A 21,091-nucleotide genomic window follows, 5' to 3' on the forward strand; every position below is an offset into this window, starting at 1 on the left:
GCCGCTATATCCTTCGTTTATGGTTAAGGCACGGTTTTCCGGATTCCCTAGTTGAATGGTAAACAAATATTCAGATACGGGGAGACTTATTTCATGTTCTATAAATAGACGGAGGCTTTTCCTTACAGCGTGCTCACACTCTAACCAAAAAGAATCTGACGAAATCAACTCTACCTCAGGTGAAATCTGCTGGGTAATCTGATCAGGGGATCGATGCATCATACTATTAAACGTAATAACGTCAAAACCATTCGCCTCTTCAGCTCTAAAAGGGATTTGTTGAGTTTGCCATTGTTTCATAAAGGGAGCCATCATTTCGTTTCTGAATAATTCAAGCTTTTCTTCGGGCGAAGATTGGGCAACTTTTTGATAAATATGATCTGAACGCAGTGATTTTATGTTCATCTCTCTCACTCCTAGATATGTATTCTTAGAGAGAATTATGCACTATGACCTAACGTCATAGTCAAGAACCTTGAATCAAAATTATTTTACATGTTCTTAAAACTATCTTTTCTGTTTCTGTTTTTATTCTAGTAATGTATATTTCAGTTAAGTCTTCTTTTAAACGTCACTTATTTATTACCGAGTTGTTCCGCCAAACCGATTAGAAGTCCTTCATTTCCACGAATGTAGCAAAGCCGATACGACTCCTCGTACTGAACCACTTCGCCAACGAGCTGAGCACCATACTTAGTGAGTCTGGATACCATTTCGTCAATGTCTTCAACGGTGAACATGACGCGTAGATAACCGAGGGCATTTACAGGAGCAGTTCGGTGATCTGATATAGTAGATGGGGTGAGAAATCGCGAAAGTTCAAGTCGGCTGTGGCCATCTGGGGTAACCATCATAGCAATCTCTACACACTGTGAACCCAGCCCGGTTACGCGACCAGCCCATTCACCTTCGACAGTAGCTCGCCCTTCGAGCTTCAAGCCAATCTCCTCGAAGAAAGAGATTGCGTCATCAAGGGATTCTACAACGATGCCAACATTGTCCATTCTTAGTAATTTGTTTTTTGCCATAGTTTTATCTCCTTATGTGTACAAATTTATTACCTGATCATCTTCATATTTATTCTATCAGGAATTACTAATTCCTTCCAAACGATTAACATCTTGTCACAGTTCATGATAACAAAGATAAGTCACAGCATAGTAAAATGTGAAATTTGGTTTTCGGATATGTCATATTAACTTTTATTCTACGAAATTCAATTCATAATTACCGTAATAAGATCGTTTTACGTAATAAAATTACGTAGATACCCCTTTTCTAAACTCCTAATATTTTTATACTTTAACAATTCGGAGTTACGATATTATCTCCTGCTTATTATTTTTGATCATTAAACTAAACTGCCCGTTAGCTTAATGAAATTGCATGGAAATACTTATCTGATCGATAATCGGTACAAGTTCTTGTCCTTGGCTCGGGACAAAAACTTGTACCGATAAAATAAAAAAGCCGCTATATTAGCGACTTTCGACATGTTTTTGTCCCAATTGGGGAACAGATTTATAGGATATAGTGTTGTGAATGAGTTTTCTGCATACAGACTTGCACTATTTTCAAAGTGTATCGGTTGAAGAGGCAACCATACCGGTTGCAGCAAACTACAGGCTGATAGACACCACGAATTTTAATGCTTATCACAGTGCTCGGCCGTTTCATAATTATGGCGTTTACTACCTGGCCAGATAGTATTTCGGTTCCACATGGCGCGCACTTGTACTTGGCTGTATATTTGGGTGGTCGTTCAGAAAGTATTCGCTCGCACCTCGGTCCGCGGTTACTTGCATTTTTTTTTGCATGAGATGAACGTATGTTAGTGGGACCGGATCGCGCGTTTATAAACCGTTCCGGAGGCCAGAAGAACCTTCCGTTACTGCATTGTCTTTGTCGTTCAGTTCCCGCATATGCTCGACATGCCCGATGCCCCAGTCGCTCATTGCCTGAAGCAGTGGCTTCATCCGTTGTCCGTACTCCGTTATCGAATATTCGACCTTCGGCGGAATCTGTGCATACACTTCGCGGTGTACAATATCGTGATACTCCAGCTCCTTCAACTGCTGGGCAAGCATCTTTTTTGAAATGTCTGGAATCGCTTTTTGTAGTTCGCTGAACCGCATTGTATCGCTGCTCAGCAGACGTAGGAGGATCATCGGTTTCCATTTGCCCGTAAGAATCTCCAGTGCCGTTCCAAATTTGCAATAGATCGTCATCGCTATTCCTCGCTTTACGTATGTTCCAAGGTTACCTTTTGGTTACCAGGTTAGGTTTAAGTGCCTACTTTCCTATCGGGCTTCCTCACTATAGTATAGGGGCAGAGGTCGAAATTGAACAAGCGAGAGGAAGAGAAAAAGATGAACGTAACTTTATGGGCGATACAAATTGTGCTTGTGGGTGGTTTTGTTTATTCCGGATGGATGAAGGCAGTTCGTACCGAGTCGTCAAAAAAAGCTTGGCCTTGGATAAACGACGTGCCTAAAGGACTAGTTATTCTGATCGGAATTTTGGAACTTCTGGGAGCGCTGGGACTAGTTTTACCGCTGGCTCTAGATATAGCGCCGGTGCTGACACCTATCGCTGCGATTGCTCTGGCCGTGATCGTGCTGATCGGCATGCTGTTCCATATTCGGCGAAAAGAGTACCGGGTGCTTGGCGTGAATATCGTTTTTATAGCGCTGGCGTTGATTGTGGCGTTCGGTAGGCTGTGATGCTACCGGACACAGGTTTGATTATCCCCTTTACGGCAATGGGAAAGAGAAGGTTCTTGAGAAAAGCACGACGAGAACAAAGGCTTTTTTATGCGAGGTCACATCTTCTTCTAAGCTGATTCCATTTTTAGTTTTCGCTGCACCTACGAAAAGCTTGGCCGAATTTTGTTTGCAACTTTCAGGTCTAATGTCCAAAGGTTACAACAAGTCATTCATGCTGCTTCGGAGTGTAATCGGAAAATCTTAATATTGGTTCGCAGTATGGAGAAATTATTCTCCATTGGTCAAGTGCGATCAGCGATATATTATTAATGCAATTGACGTACAGATAGAATTCAAAAAAACCATTTAAAAAAGACATTCCTCCATTTTTTTGGTGATACTATACTCTTGTTTAATTCAACTCTCCTGCCCGTTAGCTTAATAAAAGGGCGTCTACCGCCGTCGATAAAATCATATCGGGAATGTAACAATGTCCTTGTCATCAGTTGGGATTGTTATCAAGTTCTTGTTATTGTGTTTGACAAGAATTTGATAACATAAATATAAAAAGCCGCATAGTCAGCGGCTTCTAATGTTACTATGTTTTTGTCACCCGACAAATATATATCGTTACCTCTATTCCATACATTATCCAACCAGATAACGGTGTTATAGAGCTCTAGAACCTTTACTTTCAAATCTTTTGGTTCATCTTGGTTAAACTCTTTTATGAATTATTGATTGTATTTTTCAGGATTTCTAAAAAAGTCAACATAATTATATCTTCCAATAGGATCAAAGGTCTTCTTATTCTCATTGTACTCCAAAACAAATACTTCTCCCCTCATTCCAGAATTAATGTCTGTATCAACTATGGCTATTCTATTCTCAGCTAGTTGTACAACTGATTCGCCATATGATGGAAAATCAGGAGCATTATAATTAAATGAGGGGACTGGCTTAAGAGCGATAATTATAAGACAAATTAAGATTCCAATCAAAATAGATGATTTACTTTTTTCCTGCATTGTTTCTCCTCCAACTAAGATTTTTTCAAGTATCTAAATATAAAAACATATTGTATCAAATAAAGTTTGGCTACTTATCGGGAATATTGTATTTTTTAAAGCTGGTAGTTTGCCACAGCGGTGGCTACTGATCTCGGTCATCACCACGAAATAAGAGCAGAAGACGTTCTGTTTATGCTTGGAACCAGAGTAGCTAACGAATTTTAATTAGATTTCTGTCTAATCGGTAATCGGACCAACTTCTTGTCCTTTAGGGCAATCGGTACAAGTTCTTGTCCTTGGCTCGGTACAAGAACTTGTACCGATAAAACAAAAAAAAGCCGCTAATAGCGACCTTCAAAGGGACCATGTTCTTGTCCCTCGACTTTATTCCTTCAGCAGATTCAGTGTGATCTCAGAGATATCTACATCCCGGAGGTCCGTAACCAACATCTTGAGTTGCAAGACATACGCCCTCAATGTATTTGGACTTAACTCTTGGATTCGTTTATCTGCCTCATAATGACGCCAAAGTTCACTTAAAATCATAATAAAACCACCTATTAGCGCCAAGTAATTCTAGATTGCTTCTAATAGAAGGTTTAAGACTTGATTTCAACTAGTGTTTCCCTATAGTTCTAAAATGGTGCCTTTCTTACTGATAAAATTAGGACACAAATGTTCGTGAGCTTATCTAATTCTGGTGATGCGATCCAATCAGTGCAATTAGCTGTTCCATATTTTATAGTGTGTATTACTGATTCTGCAGATAAATAAATGTTGTGATGAACATGCGGGAGGAAAGTTACACTCTCCCCTTCTCTTAACAAGCACAACTACGTTCATTCTCATCCTTCTGTGTATACAAAATCCATCCTGACTGCATAACATAAAACTCCGAAACAAACTCATGGTAGTGGCTTTTTTGCCAGGCGCCGATTTTGCTTCCGCAGCAATAGCGACAGGACCTATCCCAGCAGTTCTTTGGCTCCGTTCATCACTAAGGGCATAGTCTGTTTAACGAATGCTTCCGCACTTATGAGACGCCCCTCATTGTTCCAAACGTAAGCCGCCCCATACATCCCCCAGCTTAACATGATAGAAGCTGTATTTATTAAGAATTGCGAGTTTGGACTCGATAGCATCTTGTCTTTGTCTATAAAGGAAAGAAGTATTGTCTGAATTTTTTCCTTTATTTGAATTTCGAATACAGCTCCAAGTGATGTATACCTTCTTTTGCACATAGTGCTTAGATCTTTGTGAAAATCGCATACACCTAGAAAAATACTCTGAATTGTTTCTTCATTTAATACTTCGTGACCGCTTATTCTACTATTTATAATGTTCATAAAGGATTCCATTAGTCTGGCCTCTAGAATTTCGAATTTATCTACAAAGTGCGCATAAAAAGTCGCTCTGTTAACAGTAGCCCGCTCTGCAATATCCTTAACGGTTATCGATTCAAAGTCTTTATCTTGAATTAATGAAGCAAAAGCGTCTTGAAGCAGTCGCCGTGTACGTATCACTCGAGGATCAGCTTCATTCTTTTTAATTGTCATGGTTAAGATCTCCCCTAATAAAACGACATTTTAGAAATGGTGTTGTCTATACAACGGTTTATGGTTATTGATGATTGCGCACCATTCGGTTGGTATTATAGCATATAAATACAACAAGTGTTGTTCAAACAACTACTGTTGTATTGCAAAATGCAGAATGCCACTTTTCTAAAAGGAGGAGAGAACCCATGTCGGTTTCACAACCGTCACTAACGATGGAGCACCAACTTTCTTTTGATGTTATTCGAGAACACCGGTCGGTTCGGATCCCGAGATCAATATTTCGCGGGAGGAATTGACCGAAACATTGCGTCAAGCCACGCTGGCTCTTTCTGCCGCTAACCTACAGCCGTGGCGGTTTCTTGTTATCGACTCGCCGGAGCTGAAACAGAAGCTGCTTCCGATCGCATTCAATCAACAGCAAGTGGTCTAATCTTCGGCTATCATTGCGAAGCTTTCCAAATATCAGAACGCTACGTTCCGACTATGCTGATCGCCATCGGCAAGGCGGCGAAATTCGGACATCCGACGGAGAGGCTGGCAGTCGAGGATGATGTAGCTTTCTTTAACGAAATGACTTAGGAATAACAAAATGTAAAAGATTGTGGCACCCGCATAAACAACGGCGAGCTAAGGTCTTTTACAAGTTATACGCATCAGATTCTAACAAGGCGTTGTAAAGCTATATTAGAGCCAATCAACAAGCTGGGGGCTTCTTTGATTTGATGAATACAAATAACTAATATATGAGAAATTGATCATATATGCACGAAATACGGAATTTATTTATGTGTCCTTTTTTTGATTTATATTTATATTTCTATATTTTTAAAAAAATGGTTATTTAAAACACATCAGGAGAGTGAATTATGAAGAACACATGGAAAGTTTACGTTCTATCCTTGATCAGCTTTCTAGTTGGAACATCCAATTACATCATTTCCGGGATATTGGACCGGATCGCAGAGACGTTGGGTACAAGCGTTGCGGCAGCAGGCCAGCTCATTACGGTTTATTCCCTGGCCTATGCGGTCGGCACGCCTATTTTGATGGCGCTGACGGCCAAAATGGACCGGCGTAAGCTCCTCCTTTATTCGCTTGGCCTCTTTATTGCCGCAAATCTGCTGACATTTATATTGTCCGGCTTCGGTCTCTTTATTGCAGCCAGAATCATTACGGCGTTAGGCGCCGGGGTGGTCACCGTTAACGCGCTCAGCATCGCCGCTAAAATCGCTCCGCCAGGCAAGCAGGCCAGCGCCATCGCCAACGTCACCATGGGCATTACCGCATCGCTCATTATCGGTGTCCCGCTTGGCAGAATGGTAGCCTCGGCTTTTGGCTGGAAAGCGGTATTTATGGCCATCGCAATTGTCGGGGTCATCACCATGCTTGTCATTGCTGCGGTTTTTCCAAGTATGCGGGGCGACAAGCCTGTCCCTTTGATCAAACAATTTGCTTTGTTAAAAAAACCTCAGGTTTTGGTTGCTTTAGCGATTACTTTTTTCTGGTTGGGAGGATATTCCCTCGCCTATACTTACATCTCCCCTTTTCTGCTAGAGGTGACTCATTTAAATGAATCATTGATTAGCGCAGCTTTGTTCGTGTTCGGCATTGCCAGTTTGATTGGCTCGAAAGTCGGCGGCTACAGCGCGGATAGACGGGGTATCAAATACACGCTCGTTTCAGGGATGGTGCTTCACATCATTTCGTTGATTTTGCTATCCTTAGTCGGACAGTCGGTCATTGCCGTATTCGCCATTTTGATCCTCTGGTCTTTTGCCGCCTGGTCATCCGCTCCGGCGCAGCAATTTAACTTGGTTTCGCTTGTTCCTGAATCCTCGGGCGTCATGCTGAGCTTGAACAGTTCCATGATGCAGCTTGCTATGGCTGTCGGCGCAGGAATCGGCGGGCTGCTCGTTAACCGTGTTTCTTTGGCATCCATTACCTGGTTCGGGGCACTCGGCGTACTCATCGCCATCATTGCCGTGTTTGTATTGTCCAGTATGGCATCACGGCATTCGGCGGTGCAGTCAGCGGATTAAGGGTATGCTAAAAATGGAATGTTTGATTAATATTTGATAAAGGACTCTGCTCACTAAGTTGATCTTTCGGATCTTATTCATTCTTAACAATAAAGGAGAATGGGCCATGTATTGTGTCACTTATCGTGAATGGGGCTAGTTCTTGTCTTCAGGTAAAAAGTGTATCTGCTGCCCAACATGACATGTTTTTCTCACCTCCGTAGGCGTTATGCATAGGTCCGAACGCATATAAGACCGGAAAGTAAGGAGCCACTTGCACGCTTGCTACTTTCCGGTCTTTATTTAGTAGCTTGATCCCCACCGTTCGTAAGCCACAGCCCGCATTGTGCCGAGACGTGAAATATCCATAGCGCAAAAAATTAATTACATTTAAAGATATACTGTTTTCGATCGCTTTATTTAAGCCGATTATCTTTTTTCACTTAAACTTATTTTGTAAAAAGATGAAATCTAAACTTAGGCATCTCGTTTACGGTAAAATACAATAGCTAATGTAATAAAGATCACTGTCCATAACATTGTAATACCTGTCCCTTGCATTGCTGTAAGGACATTTATTTTATCAGAGGAAGGCAGCATATACATATAAGCTCCTGCCGTATCCGGAAAATAATTTTTAATACTAGATAGAAAATCTCTCGACAATGGACTGACAATGAAATAATAACCAAGCAGTATCACTAAAGCAGAAGTGGTTCGTCTTAGTAAAGCACCTATAGCTGCACTGAGGAGTGTGGTTAATGTTAGATAGCCTGTTGCACCTAATAATGTTTTTATCAATGTATCTATTTCAATCACTGCTGCTGTGTCTCTCATCATAATAAAAGTGTATAGTACACCTGATGCAGCAATAATAAACGCCACAGGTATGGTTATAATGCCCAATGCCAAATGTTTCGTGGATAATTGATACCCGCGCCAAGGTATCGTAGTTAAAGTAGTTCGAATCTGTCCCCCCGTATACTCCGAACAAGTAGCTAAGATACCAAGAATAATGAATCCTGCTTGAAGATATCCCATAGAAGCAAGTCCTATATCCAGTATACTTTGTGTTCCTGCGGCCCCTTGTAAACCAACAGAAGTAAAAGCTGCGGCTAAAACTAAATTAAGAATGAATGTACCCATAAGAGTGAGCCAAATCAATGGTAATGTAACTAATTTATCCAGTTCGGCACGGAGGATTTGTGTTATCTTTCTACTCAATGAGACACTCATGATGCAACGTCCCTCCTATGGAATACAATAGCTGCAACAATGAAAAGAACGACTACCCAGGCAGACATGATTAAACCGCCAGTGAATGGGGTGTGAAATTTGTGAAGTCCGTCGCTTATAAACATATTAAGGCCAGCTATATCTGGTAAGTAAAACGCTAACGTTGTAACCTTAGAAAGGAGGTAACTGACTGATACAACGGATGAATTTATCATGAGCACAGCAAGCGGGATAATGCCATTCTTAGTTAGAACAGTAATCCCAAATGCTAAAAGAGCAGTGAATGTCCAGTAACAAACTGCACCGATCAGTCTAGACCATTCAAACGCAGGAGCATATTCACCAAGAATAAGATGCGTTGCTAACACAGTTGTCATCATACCAACAATACAAAGCAGTATGCTGATCACTGTCACAGCGCCTGCTTTTGCCAGCAAAAAATGAAGCCTTGATGAAACAACAGATAAACTTGTCGTAATCTGATTCCCTCCACCAGATTCACTGCTCTCTGTCAAATACTCACTGCTGACAGCAAGCACACCAAGAATAATGACACCTTGCACACCAAGACCTAATCCAATATAGCCAACTTCCGATAGCCGTGTGCTGACTCCAGCTATAATCTCCTCTTTTTGTGCTGTACTGTCTAAGGCAGCAATGACCGCTGGGGCAACTGCTCCAATAAGAAAGGCAAGCCAAATGCCCGGTAGAGAGAACAATTTAGATAGTTCGGCGTTAAATGCTCTCATACATTATCACCTGCATGTCCAGATGTCAGGGCAAAAAAGGCTTTCTCCAACGTGGAATGGTTACCTATTACTTCTTCCAATGTTCCATCTGCAACGACTTTTCCATGATTAATAATCACCACATCATCAACAGTCTCTGCAAGCTCTCCCATTAGATGACTGGATAGCAACACCGTGTTACCAGACGCCGCACGTTCACGTAAAAATGTCCGAATCCAGCGAATTCCTTCCGGGTCGAGGCCGTTTACGGGTTCATCTAAAACCAATATTTTTGGATCGCCAAGTAGTGCAGCTGCCATCCCAAGTCTTCTCCCCATACCAAGGGAATAATTCCCGACTCTTTTTCCGGCTGCATTAGTAAGACCTACTATTTCCAGAACTTCCTCGACACGTGAGCGAGGCAATCCTGCGGCACGAGCAATCCAACGCAAATGTGCCCGTCCTGTTCGCATACGATGAGCTCCAAATCCATCAAGTGCGGCACCTACTGTTGCTAGAGGATTATGTAATTCTGCGAATGGCTTTCCATTAATTAGTGCACTTCCTGAGGTGGCACGATCTAATCCAAGCAGGATACGAAGTGTAGAACTTTTACCTGCCCCATTTGGACCTAAAAAACCAGTTACTCTACCTGGTCTAGCTTTAAAACTGATACCTGATAAGATTTCTTGAGTTCCGCGATGTTTGACTAAGTTATTAATTGTAAGCAACCATAACACTCCCTTTCTGTTATGGTTCTAATTATAAAGAAGCAAAGTTACATCCCAGTTATCATGCTGTTTACTTCTGAGTTAACTTTAGGTTAAGCTTTACCAATAACTACTCTTGTACCATTTTCATTTGATGTAAAGTCAGCTTTCAGCTTCATTTTTTTCAACATATAATTTGAAGTCGATAAACCAATCCCCGCCCCACGCTCATAGGAAGAGTTATCCATACCTGGACCTCTGTCTGCAACAATGATCAGTTCTTTTTCTACATCAACCACAATGTTTGCATATTTCCCCTCTGCAGCATGACGAAGAATATTCTGAAATAGATTATCCAGAACCCGTGTCATCCATTTAGGATCTGCTTCCCAACAAAAAGTCTCCTCTGTCGGTAAATCAACATCGAACTGAATTTCTTTTTCTTCAAATGCAGGATACCACGCAGCAACAGATGCTCTTACTAAACGTACAATATCTGTTGAAGTGGGGTCAAAAGGATGTTTCCCTGATGTAAGCAATGTATAGGAAAGTAAATCATCCATTAGATCTCCGACTCTTGTAATCGTATGGTTCATCTCTGTTAATGAGTCTTGTCCTTCTAAACTCATGGATTCTTTATTTAATCTGGTGATATGTCCTCTCAAAATGGTAAGTGGCGTTCGTAAGTCGTGAGATAAATTCGCAATGAGTCGATGTCGTAACAATTCCTCTTCATATTCTCGCTTGCGACTGTCTTCAAGCTGCTGAATCATCCAATTAAAAGAACTTCCTAACTGGTCTATTTCATCCATACGATCCATTTGAACAGATATTGGTTTAGGAAATGAATTATGATTAGCTGAAAATGACATGACTTCCTGTAAGCGGGTGAGACGTTTGCGAAGTCTTAAGAAGAAAAGCCAAGACATCACAACAAATGCGACCATAATAAAACCAAACAATAGTACGGAAACGTAAAATTGATCTAATGTATTCATATCTATTTCATTAATATCAGAAAACCCAAAGAACGCAGAGAAGAAAATAATCACAATGGGAGGAAAAAAGATAAATAGAAAATGTCCTTTTAAAAAATGGCGAAATAATGATCTAGTCTGCTTCATAATTTCACCCGATAGCCTATTCCCTTCAACGTTTCAATAATCTCTGGGGAATCTGGATGACGTTCAAGTTTTTGACGCAGTCGATGGATATGCACCATTAATGTTTTATCACCCGTTATATACGCTTCTTCCCAAATCGCTTCATAAATTTGTTCTTTTGGTAAAACTTGATTAGGATGTCGTAAGAAATACATTAAAATTTGATGTTGTTTCCCTGTCAATATAATTTCTTCTCCTGTGCGTTTGTCAAATACCATTTGGGCTTCTGGATCTACTTCAATATGATTTCCTAATGAAATACGTCCGGAATGTGTTCCACCACTTCGACGGATTAATACTTCTAATCTTGCAACTAATTCATCCATATGGAATGGCTTCGTTAAATAGTCATCAGCAAATTGCAAACCATCTACCTTATCATTTATCGATGTTCGAGCTGATAACAGCAATATAGGAACAGCTGGAGCTGCCTTTTTTAATCGTTTTCCCACCGTAAATCCGTCTAAACCGGGTAACATGATATCCAAAATAACGATTTCATGCTGATGTACTTCTTTTTCGGCTCCTTCACCAGAAAGCAGCCACTGAACTGAAAATCCTCGCTGTTCCAATTCTTCTTTTACCCAACAACCTATTTTCTCATTATCTTCAATATATAATACGCTTCTTTTCAAGTATCATCCCTCTCTCTACATAGTATTTTGATACGCCAGGGTTTGTATGCGCCAGAGGAGCGTAGATTTAGATATTCGAGGGAACTTGGCTGGAGCGGAATAATCTAGTGTCCCAGTCTTTTTTCAAAAAATAGATAGACCAATTCCTAGATCACTGCACTCATTGATCCGTTTCCTTATCCGACAACAGTTTTCCGGCTTTCTCTTTCGTCAGGCTGGACAAATCCTTCTCCATGCCTCCAGGCAAACCGTATCCCGAATCAGTGCTTAATAGAAAACGATCGGGAAATTGCTTAATGACGGATACGATGTCGTCCAGCTGGTTAGCGCTCTCCGGATTGGACGCTGTAAAACCGACAAAAAAGTCGGCGTACAGATTGGGATGTTTTTTTAGCAAAAATTCAACATTGTCGGGCGAATTATAAGCGTTGATATGGCGAATATGAAAATCGTATCAGGATTGTTCTCGAGCGCTTCTTCCAGTTTGCCGACCGGCTCCCCGCTCGGAGGATCGATATGGAGGAACACCGGTGTCTTATATTCCGCGCAGAGTTTGTAAATGTCCGGTAAAACCCCGTCCATCGGATCTTTGGTTTTCCAGGCTATCTCGTCCGTCCTGATCGCCGAAGGATCGGAAACATCTCCGAAAAGGACAATTCGGTCAACGCTGTATTTCTCCCAGGTCGCCAGCATACTTGAATATGCATACCCACTGGCATCATGATTATGTCCGTCGACAAGCTGCAAATCGCCGTACTCGACGACCAGCTCGGCCAGACGTTTGTTCAATAACGTGAAACTTTCTACTTCGAAATGTATGTTTGGTGTTTTATGATGAACTCGGGTTGCGTTACATACTCTACGTAATTTACCGCTCCATTAAAATCCAAATAAGCCTGATAGCGAGTGCGAATAGCTGGTTGTATAATGAAATCAAGAACTCTATCTTTCGCAACCCATCGGCTATCGGTTGTTTCTTCAGTAACAGCTAACAACTCCCCACCAACGGGTTTGCATACGAAATCAAACCCAACTTGCGTAGGAACATCTGTCACGCCATCGTACCATTTAAAAATCCCTGTATTCGAATAGACACCGATTAAGTAGCTAACTGTGGTGTCAATTCCGCTTTCCTCTTTGATTTCGCGAACCAAAGCATCCATCAGATTTTCTCCAACTTCCACTTGTCCACCAGGGTAAACCCAACCACCATCACGGGTTTTTACTAAAAGGATATTTCCTTCTCCATCTTCCACAAATCCACCTGCGGCTACGATGTGCGTTGGGAATGGCATATATTACAGCCTCCTTATACGGCAATGTTTGTCTATTTATTCCATAACCTATCCGCACTTTCCTGCCCAATGGTCAATTAAACCCACGGCTTTAATTCTTTCAGGCTTGCTAAAGGATGTGAAAAGGTTCATCCTCGATTTCGAAATGCTCTATCATTTGCTCGCCCGCTTGAAACAAGGTGACCTCAAAATCAATCCCGGTCTTGACGGATAAAGCGAGCAGCATCCGCTTGACCTGTTCCCTTTGCTCCTCTTCGTCATTGCAGATCGCGATGTGGTACATGAAAATCGCCTCCGTATGTTCATTCAGATAAATTAAATTAAATTATCAATATCTTCCTCAAAGATCGAATTTGTACCTGAAGATGATAACATGGATTCACTCAATTCTTGTTTATAACTTAAGATGTTATCAATTTTTTCTTCTAGTGTATCAATAGTAATTAGTTTATGGACTTGTACAAAGTTTTCTTGACCTATGCGGTGTACACGGTCGGTGGCTTGATTTTCAACTGCTGGGTTCCACCAACGATCAAAATGTATAACATGGTTAGCTGCTGTTAGGTTCAAACCTGTTCCTCCAGCTTTCAAGGAAAGAATAAAAATAGGTGTTTTTTTGCTTTGAAAATCCTCCACCATCTTCGTCCGTTCCTTTTGTAAGGTACTACCGTTCAAGAATAGAACATTGACATCAAATCTTTCAGTTAAATGTTGTTGTAGTAACTCCCCCATTTTTACATATTGAGTAAAAAGAATTACACTTTCATCTGCCTCAAGAATAGTACTAATCAGTTCATCAACTAGGGCTACTTTATTAGAACGTTCTGCAATTTTCGTTATGTTTTGTTCTTTTAAGTATAATCCAGGATGATTACATAATTGCTTTAATTTTCCAATAACAGTCATCATATATGGCTTTCGTGTTTTCCTCGTTAACTTCTTTGCTTCTTCTTTTACTTCATGCACCAATTTTTTGTATAACTCTTCTTGTTCGTCAGTTAATGTGCAGTATTGCTTTTGCTCTATTTTCTCAGGTAGATCACCTTTTATTTTTTCTTCCCTCTTTGTTCTTCTTAGAATGAAAGGCTGAATGAGTTGTTGTAACTGTTGTATCTTTTCTTGATTATGCTCACGTTCGATTGGTTGGACATATAGCTGCTTAAATACTGCTTCTGTACCCAGAAACTTTGGATTTAGAAACTCAACAAGTGACCATAACTCCATTAGACGATTTTCAATAGGAGTCCCACTTAAGGCAACTTTACCCTCACTGTTCAAAGAGCGTATAACATTGGATCGTTTTGTTTGGACAGCTTTTATATGCTGGGCTTCATCCAAACAAATAATATGCCAATTCATGTTCTTGAAGAGAATTTGGTCATTTGTAAGTGTGCTATAAGTTGTTAAGATAATATCGAATTTATCTATATACATTTTGAAGCTATCTTTTGCCCTTTCGGTTCCATAGTGAATGTGGATTTTAATATTGGGAGCGAATTTGCTGATTTCTTTTTCCCAATTAGCTATTAATGAAGTAGGTACAACAATTAATGAAATTTTTTGTTTGTGACGTACTTCATTAAAGAAAGCGATTGTTTGAATGGTTTTTCCTAATCCCATATCATCTGCTAATAAAGCTCCGATTTTATGTTTATTTAAATGTACTAACCATTCAGCTCCCTCTAATTGATATTGTCGTAATGTACAGGTTAGCTCAGTAGTCTTCTTTAAAGGAGTCTTTCTTTTTTTGATAGCATTCATTTGGTCACTATATAATGGATTTTCCGAACGATCTGAAGATACGCTTCTTTTTTCGATCGTCTTCCAATAATCAAATAATTCTCCTAACTGTCCAGGATTTTGCATACGTTCTGTATAAAAAAAGGTAGCTGTTATATGTTCACAAAACGAAGCTACAGAACATGTACAACTGTATTTTAACTCTTGAATTTTCACTTCATGTCCACCGCTTTTACCAGCAACACTTGCTTGAATTGATTTTTCATCATGGCTATAATTGTAGACTGCTCCTGATCGACTTAAATGACGACCAGTTTTGATAATTTCTTTAACATAATCGTTTGAACTATCGTACGGACGAAGGAACTCTTTCCACACTGCTAATGTTTTCATCTGTCATCACTCTCCTATCCTAAATAATATAGGGATATAAAAAAATAGGAAGGCTTGTATTTTGCACTGATTTCAATTAGCTAGTGCCCCGTTAGACAACATTTATCTTGTTTTGTTCTCGTAAAATAGATAGATAGATCGATACCTTGCGGTTTCTTTTATAAGATTCGCTTCTGCTGCCAGAAGTAGAGTATAGTAGGAATGGTTTTAAATATATTCCAGGAGGCTATGCCATGTCACAGGAGATCTGGATTAACCTGCCGGTCAAAGATGTTGAGAGGTCAACTGCCTTTTTCAATGAGATTGGATTTCATGCGGTGAGCGTTGGTAACGAGAGAGCCAAGCTTGCCATAGGCCAAACAACGATTCTGCTGTTCCCGGATGCGGCGTTTGAGAAATTTACAGGTTCAAAAACCGCAGATACTTCCCATAGCGCAGAAGTAATATTTTCCATTGGCGCTGAAAGCAGGGAAGAAGTAGATGCCTTTATTCAAAAAGTAGAGTTTGCCGGAGGAAATATCTTTGGCAAGCCGAGTGAAATTGACGGCTGGATGTACGGCGCAGGATTTGCCGACCTGGACGGTCACCGCTGGAACCTGCTGTACATGGATGAGAGCAAAATGCCGAAACGCTAATATGAAAACGCCGGTCACCTGCTTAAGGTCACCGGCGTTTTTTTACATCACCTATAATCTCATATCTGTAATTCAAATCAAAATCGTTGGCTGGAGCGGAATAATCTAGTGTCTCAGTCTTTTTTAAAAAATAGAAAAACCAATTCCTGGATCGCTGCACTCATTGATCCGTTTCCTTATCCGACAACAGTTTTCCGGCTTCCTCTTTCGTCAGGCTGGACAAATCCTTCTCTATGCCAGGCAGATCGTTGGCTTTGCGAAGCGCCTCAAGCTGCGTCTTCGTAGCCGGCTGCAAGCGAATCAACCGTTCAAGGTTACCGCCAGCAACCTGCTGTGCTATACGGCGGTCGCCCAAAGCATCGATCAACCGGTACATCCCTTCGATGGCCTTCTCCTCGCCTCCAGGCAAACCGAATCCCGAATCGGTGCTTAATAGAAAACGATCGGGAAATTGCTTAATGACGGATACGAAGTCGTCCAGCTGGTTGGCGCTCTCTGGATTGGAAGCTGTAAAACCGGCAAAAAAGTCGGCGTACAGATTGGGATGCTTCTTTAGCAAATATTCGACATTGTCGGGCGAATTATAAGCGTTGATATGGGCGAATATGAAAGTCGTATCAGGATTGTCTTCGAGCGCTTCCTCCAGTTTGCTGACCGGCTCCCCACTCGGAGGATCGATATGAAGCAACACCGGTGTCTTATATTCCGCGCAGAGTTTGTAAATTTCCGGTAAAATTCCGTCCATCGGATCTTTGGTTTTCCAGGCGACATTAGCTAGGACGGGAGAATTTGTGGAGGCAGCGGCGATTTCCCCAATGCCGAAGTACCCTTTCTCCAAATTGTTCTTCACTGTCTGAAGTCCCGATTCGTCTAGGAGATTGATTCCGGAGAAAAACGGGATGAACTGGTCAGGCGCTTCCTGATAAGCTTTCCAGGCTATCTCGTCCGTCCCGATCGCCGAAGGTTCGGAAACATCTCCGAAAAGGACAATTCGGTCAACACTGTATTTCTCCCAGGTCGCCAGCATACTTGAATATGCATACCCACTGGCATCATGATTATGTGCGTCGACAAGCTGCAAATCACCGTATTCGACGACCAGCTCGGCCAGACTTTTCATTTCGGCCTCTGGCGAATTCCCCTTCGTGTCTGTCGCTGCGGTATCGGAAGTAGCTGCGGAGGTCAGCGGCTTTACAGAAGGCTCGTCCATCTTATTCGTCGTCATATGTCCCGGGTTTGTAAATAATGGCCAATACATCAGCAAGAATGTCACCACCACGATAACGACGCTGGCGAGCAAATAAATCAGCGGCTTTTTTGTCATTCAAATCTCCTCACTTTATGCATGACTCTACCAAAAATTATAGCACTACCTACCATAACACAGAGTGTTCAAAACTTTGCAGATGGAAACAATACCTGCTGATATCTAGAATCTCAGGCTAAAAAAATGTCGACGGATTAAATATATTGTAAAGTCCAATTATAAATGAACTATCCTGCCCATTAGTTAAGCCATTCGAGAACTTAGATACGTACCTAATCGGTAATCAGCTCATGTTCTTGTCCTTTTTGGCAATCGGACTTTGAACTTTGTGAAGGGCTTCAAATAAAATCATCTGCATTTTTCCAAATTATCGAAGTTGGATATGAAAAGTTGAAGCCAGATCTAAACGACAGACTCCATGCTCTTGTCCCCCGACAGGTTTGTGTGTGGTATTCCTACCTATAATACGGTTCACCACCATAATCTTGAAACTATGCTCCCCGTTAACTTTATAAAAAATGGAGCAGCTGCCGCCGGCATACTGCTCCTTTATCTCTAAACTAACGTGTCCCGTTAGCTTAATGGATCACATTTGTAGCCTTAATGCCACCTACCACTTATTCCATTAATCTCCCTTTACTTCATTATCGTTCGGAATTAATTCATACAAGGCACGAACATCACAACCGATGGAATCGGCGATCGATATGGCAATTTTGAGTGGCATCACTCTTTTGTTTTCAATAAAGTCGTAAACTCGTTCCGGTTTAAAAAGCAAGTCTTTTGCCAGCCATTCCGCTGACTTTCCGGATTCCATCAATCGTTCATTCAGTAAGCAACGTCCTAGTTCAAATTTCAAGAAGCGATGACCTCCCGCGTAACATAAGATTTAACCTTAAGCGTTGTCCATTGCCAGCATGAATATACTTTATAAAGGGAGCCATAATGAAGTTCCCCATGCGTCTGCCCAATTTGTTGGGCGAGTTCCATCGTTGCGATATCGTTCCCCGATAGTTTAATGGGAGAACACCTTATTTTTTTCCCAATCCTCAAATATGGCCCACGTAATCTCAGGTTCATCTCCTATTAGAGTTATCATTCGCTCCTCCTAGACCTTAAATATTTTCATTTATCCAAGAACGCAACTTATCAGCATAGAAAGAGCGTTCATCTGGATCGGACTGAGAGCCCTTTGTCAGATAAAGTTGATCATTCACATATCTTGGGTAAACATGGAGATGATAATGCCACACGTCTTGATTACCAGCAGGCTCATTATGTTGCCGCGTAGAAATCCCATCACATCCATATGTATTTTTCATTGCAAACGCTGTAAGCTGAGCCGCTCGGTGAATTTCAACAGCGTAATCCGCAGGGAGTTCAAAGATGTTCTCGAAATGTTGATTAGGAACAACAAGAACATGTCCTTTATTGTTTGGCCACCATTTGCTCGCTATAAATGCCGTTACCTTTTCATTCTGATAGATGATTTCCCTTTGTTTTGTTCCCTGATTAGGTCGCTCGATACCCCAAACTCGACAAAATGGACATTCGTATCCTTCGGGCTTATGTGAAAATGATGCTGTCATCATTCTCATTCAACTCCTTTCATATTTCTCCAACCAGCTATTAGACGCAGGCAACTTCTGTTCGTTGCGCTATTTTGCCAGTTAGCTTAATGAAATAGCTGTCAAATTTTAATTAGATATGTGTCAACTTGGTCCGATAAAAAAAGCCGCTAAATTAGCGACTTTCAATGGGACTATGATCTTGTTCCCCGACAAAATTAGCGTCATTCGTTCCTCGTCGTAAGCGTATTTGACAATGTCTCCATAATTTCATAGGGAATCATCTTCTTTATATGCGCTCATTGATTTTGATCAACAATTTCTTTAAGACTTGCTTCTCCTCGTCGGTAAGGACTTGAACGATTTCTTCCTCCACCTTTTGGAATGAATCTTGAAAGTCTTCAATCAGTTCAATCGCTTTTGGCAATACATATATATTTTTTTGCCGTTCATTATTGGCCGGGATTTTGCGCTCGATGAACCCTTTTTGCTCTAGACCTTGAAGCATGCTTGTAATGCTGGCCCCACGTAGATGAAACCGATCTGCAAGGTCCTTTTGAATAATATGATTATGTTGGTTCTCGTAAATATAGTCGATTACTTTTCCTTGTTGAGCGTTTAACCCCAGTTCTTTTATACTCTCGTCCGCTCTTTTCTTTAACTTAAGACCGATAATCTGAAACAAATCCAGATAAGGCGTATCCTTTCGGGATTGCATGATCGTCCCCCCTGTGATTGTTAGAAATCTAATTGTAAGCAACTAAACTATACAGTGATCCTATAGGCTTGTCAAACAAATATTAGTCTGTTGACAGTTAGATAACTAACAGTTATACTCCGAATTGTTGAACGACAAACACTTGGGAGGAATTCAAATGGAGAAGATAACTCAAAATGCTGCGTTAGAACAAGTTACCGCGATTACAAATGTACGTATTTTTGATGGAGATCAAATTATTGCGCCCAGACATGTTGTCATTAAAGGGGAGTCCATTATTTCAGCTGGCGGAGACCTTCCGGCCGATGCAACGATTATCGATGGAGAAAATGGGACTCTAATACCTGGTCTGATTGATGCACATGTCCACACCTCAATCGGCGGATTACGAGATGCCTTAAAATTCGGGGTTACAACAGAACTCGAAATGAACGGCGATTTTACTAAAAGAGGGCGCGAGATTCAGTTGAAAAATGTGAATGACGTCGCAGACGTCCGTTCTGCGGGCACAGCCATCACCGCTCCGGGCGGACACCCAGATGAATTACTGCCGGATGGAGATGAAATACCGGAATTCGTATTAAAGGAATTAGAGAAGTTATCGGAGGAAGACCGGGAAGCGATGTTGGCCGCATACGCTCACGATCACGAAGAAATACCGCAAGTGACGACGGTGGAAGAAGCGATTAAACATGTGCATACCCAAGTGGAGAATGGAGCCGACTATATTAAGATCATGATTGAAGAAGGAACGGTCATGGGTGCACCTGGCCTGCCTGTACTAAGCGACGAGATTCTAAAAACAGCCGTGAAAGAAGCCCACAAGTTCGGTAAGCTGGTCATCGCCCATGTCTTGACGGCTCTTTCATCGCAAGAAGCCATCGATTTTGGAGTCGACGGTTTGGGTCACTTGTTTATCGACAGACCAGAGTACACGTCCGAGTTAGTGAAATCCATAGCGGATTCAGGCGCTTTTGTTACACCCTGCTTGGTGTTGAATTCATCGATTATTGGAAATCCGGCATCGGAATTGGCGAATGATCCGCGTGTTCATTCCAAATTAAGTCCGGATTGGATCGATATTTTGAACTCAAGCTTCAATACGTTCCCGCAAGGCAATATGGAGAACAGCTTTAAGAATGTGATGGATCTTCACCGTGCCGGAGTTGATATTCTGGTAGGGACGGATGTCGCGCCGGTTCCCGTTCCGAACCTTGGCGGTCTTGCTCATGGGGCCAGTGTCCACCACGAAATGCAGCTGCTGGTGAAGGCCGGGTTCACTCCGATCGAAGCTCTTCAGTCGGCTACTACCAAACCGGCCCGTTGCTTTGGTCTTCACGATCGCGGCCGTATTACCGAAGGTGCTCGCGCTGATCTTATTCTTGTCAACGGTGATCCGACCACTAATATCTCGGATACCTTGTCGATCAAATCCGTGTGGTTCAATGGTTCGCAGCAACTAGGTTAATCAGATTCGATATCCCTGTACAAGGAAAGCTAAAACTCCATGCCAAAGCATGGAGTTTTAGTTGATTTAATTGATTATTTTAAGTCGATGCTCATTGCTCATCGCAGGGATCGGTTTGCACTTTGTCGTCCCGCTTCTCGTTGACCCGAATGCATTTCGGGATGAGGCGTACGGCCCGGCAACAATTCCTTCATCCTATTCTCCCCCCTTCTAGCCTTATATTTCGCACTGGTGTATCAGTAT

The 21,091-nt window shown here is 41.6% G+C and carries 23 protein-coding genes and 3 pseudogenes; 6 read left to right on the forward strand and 20 right to left on the reverse strand.

The window, feature by feature from the left end; translation table 11 throughout:
- From CRG97_RS33670 to CRG97_RS16170, 3 genes and pseudogenes are all read right to left on the reverse strand, one after another.
- A pseudogene (locus tag CRG97_RS33670) lies at positions 1–405 on the reverse strand (DUF2268 domain-containing putative Zn-dependent protease); the annotation flags it as partial.
- 170 nt (positions 406–575) lie between these two features.
- On the reverse strand, positions 576–1,028 hold the full coding sequence (locus CRG97_RS16165) for a VOC family protein (RefSeq protein WP_098744864.1): 453 nt from the start codon (positions 1,026–1,028) through the stop codon (positions 576–578).
- An 825-nt stretch (positions 1,029–1,853) separates the two neighbouring features.
- Positions 1,854–2,228 carry a winged helix-turn-helix transcriptional regulator gene (locus CRG97_RS16170; RefSeq protein ID WP_098744867.1) on the reverse strand — a complete coding sequence of 125 codons (375 nt, stop codon included), beginning with the start codon at positions 2,226–2,228 and terminating at the stop codon, positions 1,854–1,856.
- A 141-nt stretch (positions 2,229–2,369) separates the two neighbouring features.
- Between CRG97_RS16170 and CRG97_RS16175 the strand changes: the two genes are divergently transcribed.
- Together CRG97_RS16175 and CRG97_RS34225 are read left to right on the forward strand one after the other, a co-directional pair.
- Positions 2,370–2,723, forward strand: coding sequence for a DoxX family protein (locus tag CRG97_RS16175; RefSeq protein WP_098744870.1), 354 nt, complete (start codon positions 2,370–2,372; stop codon positions 2,721–2,723).
- Between the two features lie 165 nt (positions 2,724–2,888).
- Positions 2,889–3,035 (forward strand): hypothetical protein, encoded by a 147-nt coding sequence (locus CRG97_RS34225; protein ID WP_481856196.1) that lies wholly within the window; start codon positions 2,889–2,891, stop codon positions 3,033–3,035.
- A 404-nt stretch (positions 3,036–3,439) separates the two neighbouring features.
- Here CRG97_RS34225 and CRG97_RS16180 read toward each other — a convergent pair whose 3' ends face one another.
- Both CRG97_RS16180 and CRG97_RS16190 read right to left on the reverse strand, forming a co-directional pair.
- Positions 3,440–3,733, reverse strand: coding sequence for a hypothetical protein (locus tag CRG97_RS16180; protein ID WP_098744872.1), 294 nt, complete (start codon positions 3,731–3,733; stop codon positions 3,440–3,442).
- Positions 3,734–4,680: 947 nt separating this feature from the next.
- Positions 4,681–5,271: a TetR/AcrR family transcriptional regulator gene (locus CRG97_RS16190; protein ID WP_098744875.1), complete on the reverse strand. Its 591-nt coding sequence runs from the start codon at positions 5,269–5,271 to the stop codon at positions 4,681–4,683.
- Positions 5,272–5,566: 295 nt separating this feature from the next.
- Between CRG97_RS16190 and CRG97_RS34230 the strand changes: the two genes are divergently transcribed.
- Entirely contained in the window at positions 5,567–5,704 is a 138-nt protein-coding gene (locus tag CRG97_RS34230; protein ID WP_481856197.1) for a nitroreductase family protein, read from the forward strand.
- Between the two features lie 436 nt (positions 5,705–6,140).
- Positions 6,141–7,313, forward strand: coding sequence for an MFS transporter (locus CRG97_RS16200; RefSeq protein ID WP_098744878.1), 1,173 nt, complete (start codon positions 6,141–6,143; stop codon positions 7,311–7,313).
- A gap of 456 nt (positions 7,314–7,769) precedes the next feature.
- Here the strand turns inward: CRG97_RS16200 and CRG97_RS16205 are convergent, their stop codons facing one another.
- The 11 genes and pseudogenes from CRG97_RS16205 to CRG97_RS16245 all read right to left on the reverse strand — a co-directional run.
- Entirely contained in the window at positions 7,770–8,528 is a 759-nt protein-coding gene (locus tag CRG97_RS16205; protein WP_098744881.1) for an ABC transporter permease, read from the reverse strand.
- Positions 8,525–9,277, reverse strand: coding sequence for an ABC transporter permease (locus CRG97_RS16210; RefSeq protein WP_098744884.1), 753 nt, complete (start codon positions 9,275–9,277; stop codon positions 8,525–8,527). The genes CRG97_RS16205 and CRG97_RS16210 overlap by 4 nt, the downstream gene beginning before the upstream one ends.
- Positions 9,274–9,987 carry an ABC transporter ATP-binding protein gene (locus tag CRG97_RS16215; RefSeq protein WP_098744887.1) on the reverse strand — a complete coding sequence of 238 codons (714 nt, stop codon included), beginning with the start codon at positions 9,985–9,987 and terminating at the stop codon, positions 9,274–9,276. The genes CRG97_RS16210 and CRG97_RS16215 overlap by 4 nt, the downstream gene beginning before the upstream one ends.
- Positions 9,988–10,079: 92 nt before the next feature.
- The gene (locus tag CRG97_RS16220) at positions 10,080–11,090 is read right to left on the reverse strand and encodes a sensor histidine kinase (protein WP_098744889.1); all 1,011 of its coding nucleotides are present in this window, start codon (positions 11,088–11,090) and stop codon (positions 10,080–10,082) included.
- On the reverse strand, positions 11,087–11,764 hold the full coding sequence (locus CRG97_RS16225; RefSeq protein WP_098744892.1) for a response regulator transcription factor: 678 nt from the start codon (positions 11,762–11,764) through the stop codon (positions 11,087–11,089). Before CRG97_RS16225 ends, CRG97_RS16220 begins: the two co-directional genes overlap by 4 nt.
- 160 nt (positions 11,765–11,924) lie before the next feature.
- Entirely contained in the window at positions 11,925–12,161 is a 237-nt protein-coding gene (locus CRG97_RS16230) for a hypothetical protein (RefSeq protein WP_098744894.1), read from the reverse strand.
- Positions 12,155–12,553, reverse strand: coding sequence for a hypothetical protein (locus CRG97_RS16235; RefSeq protein WP_098744897.1), 399 nt, complete (start codon positions 12,551–12,553; stop codon positions 12,155–12,157). Before CRG97_RS16235 ends, CRG97_RS16230 begins: the two co-directional genes overlap by 7 nt.
- Positions 12,554–12,567: 14 nt before the next feature.
- Positions 12,568–13,059, reverse strand: a complete 492-nt coding sequence (locus CRG97_RS16240; RefSeq protein ID WP_098744900.1) for an NUDIX hydrolase — start codon at positions 13,057–13,059, stop codon at positions 12,568–12,570.
- Positions 13,060–13,168: 109 nt separating this feature from the next.
- Entirely contained in the window at positions 13,169–13,342 is a 174-nt protein-coding gene (locus tag CRG97_RS33095; protein ID WP_161952943.1) for a hypothetical protein, read from the reverse strand.
- 32 nt (positions 13,343–13,374) lie between these two features.
- Positions 13,375–13,890: pseudogene (locus CRG97_RS34235) on the reverse strand (DEAD/DEAH box helicase); the annotation flags it as partial.
- Between the two features lie 39 nt (positions 13,891–13,929).
- Positions 13,930–15,192: pseudogene (locus CRG97_RS16245) on the reverse strand (DEAD/DEAH box helicase); the annotation flags it as partial.
- A 233-nt stretch (positions 15,193–15,425) separates the two neighbouring features.
- Between CRG97_RS16245 and CRG97_RS16250 the strand changes: the two are divergent.
- The gene (locus CRG97_RS16250; RefSeq protein ID WP_098744906.1) at positions 15,426–15,827 is read left to right on the forward strand and encodes a VOC family protein; all 402 of its coding nucleotides are present in this window, start codon (positions 15,426–15,428) and stop codon (positions 15,825–15,827) included.
- 160 nt (positions 15,828–15,987) lie between these two features.
- Here CRG97_RS16250 and CRG97_RS16255 read toward each other — a convergent pair whose 3' ends face one another.
- From CRG97_RS16255 to CRG97_RS16270, 4 genes are all read right to left on the reverse strand, one after another.
- Complete coding sequence (locus tag CRG97_RS16255) at positions 15,988–17,151, reverse strand: amidohydrolase family protein (RefSeq protein ID WP_098744909.1); 1,164 nt, start codon at positions 17,149–17,151, stop codon at positions 15,988–15,990.
- A 568-nt stretch (positions 17,152–17,719) separates the two neighbouring features.
- The gene (locus tag CRG97_RS16260) at positions 17,720–17,953 is read right to left on the reverse strand and encodes a transcriptional regulator (RefSeq protein WP_076106729.1); all 234 of its coding nucleotides are present in this window, start codon (positions 17,951–17,953) and stop codon (positions 17,720–17,722) included.
- A gap of 256 nt (positions 17,954–18,209) precedes the next feature.
- Positions 18,210–18,686 (reverse strand): HIT family protein, encoded by a 477-nt coding sequence (locus tag CRG97_RS16265; protein ID WP_237566432.1) that lies wholly within the window; start codon positions 18,684–18,686, stop codon positions 18,210–18,212.
- A gap of 265 nt (positions 18,687–18,951) precedes the next feature.
- Entirely contained in the window at positions 18,952–19,380 is a 429-nt protein-coding gene (locus CRG97_RS16270) for a MarR family winged helix-turn-helix transcriptional regulator (protein ID WP_076321391.1), read from the reverse strand.
- Between the two features lie 157 nt (positions 19,381–19,537).
- Here CRG97_RS16270 and CRG97_RS16275 point away from each other — a divergent pair, with 157 nt between their 5' ends.
- Positions 19,538–20,848, forward strand: coding sequence for an amidohydrolase family protein (locus CRG97_RS16275; protein WP_098744912.1), 1,311 nt, complete (start codon positions 19,538–19,540; stop codon positions 20,846–20,848).
- Positions 20,849–21,091: the final 243 nt, after the last annotated feature.

This window comes from Paenibacillus sp. EZ-K15, from assembly GCF_002573715.1.
Taxonomy (GTDB): Bacteria; Bacillota; Bacilli; order Paenibacillales; family Paenibacillaceae; genus Paenibacillus_AQ.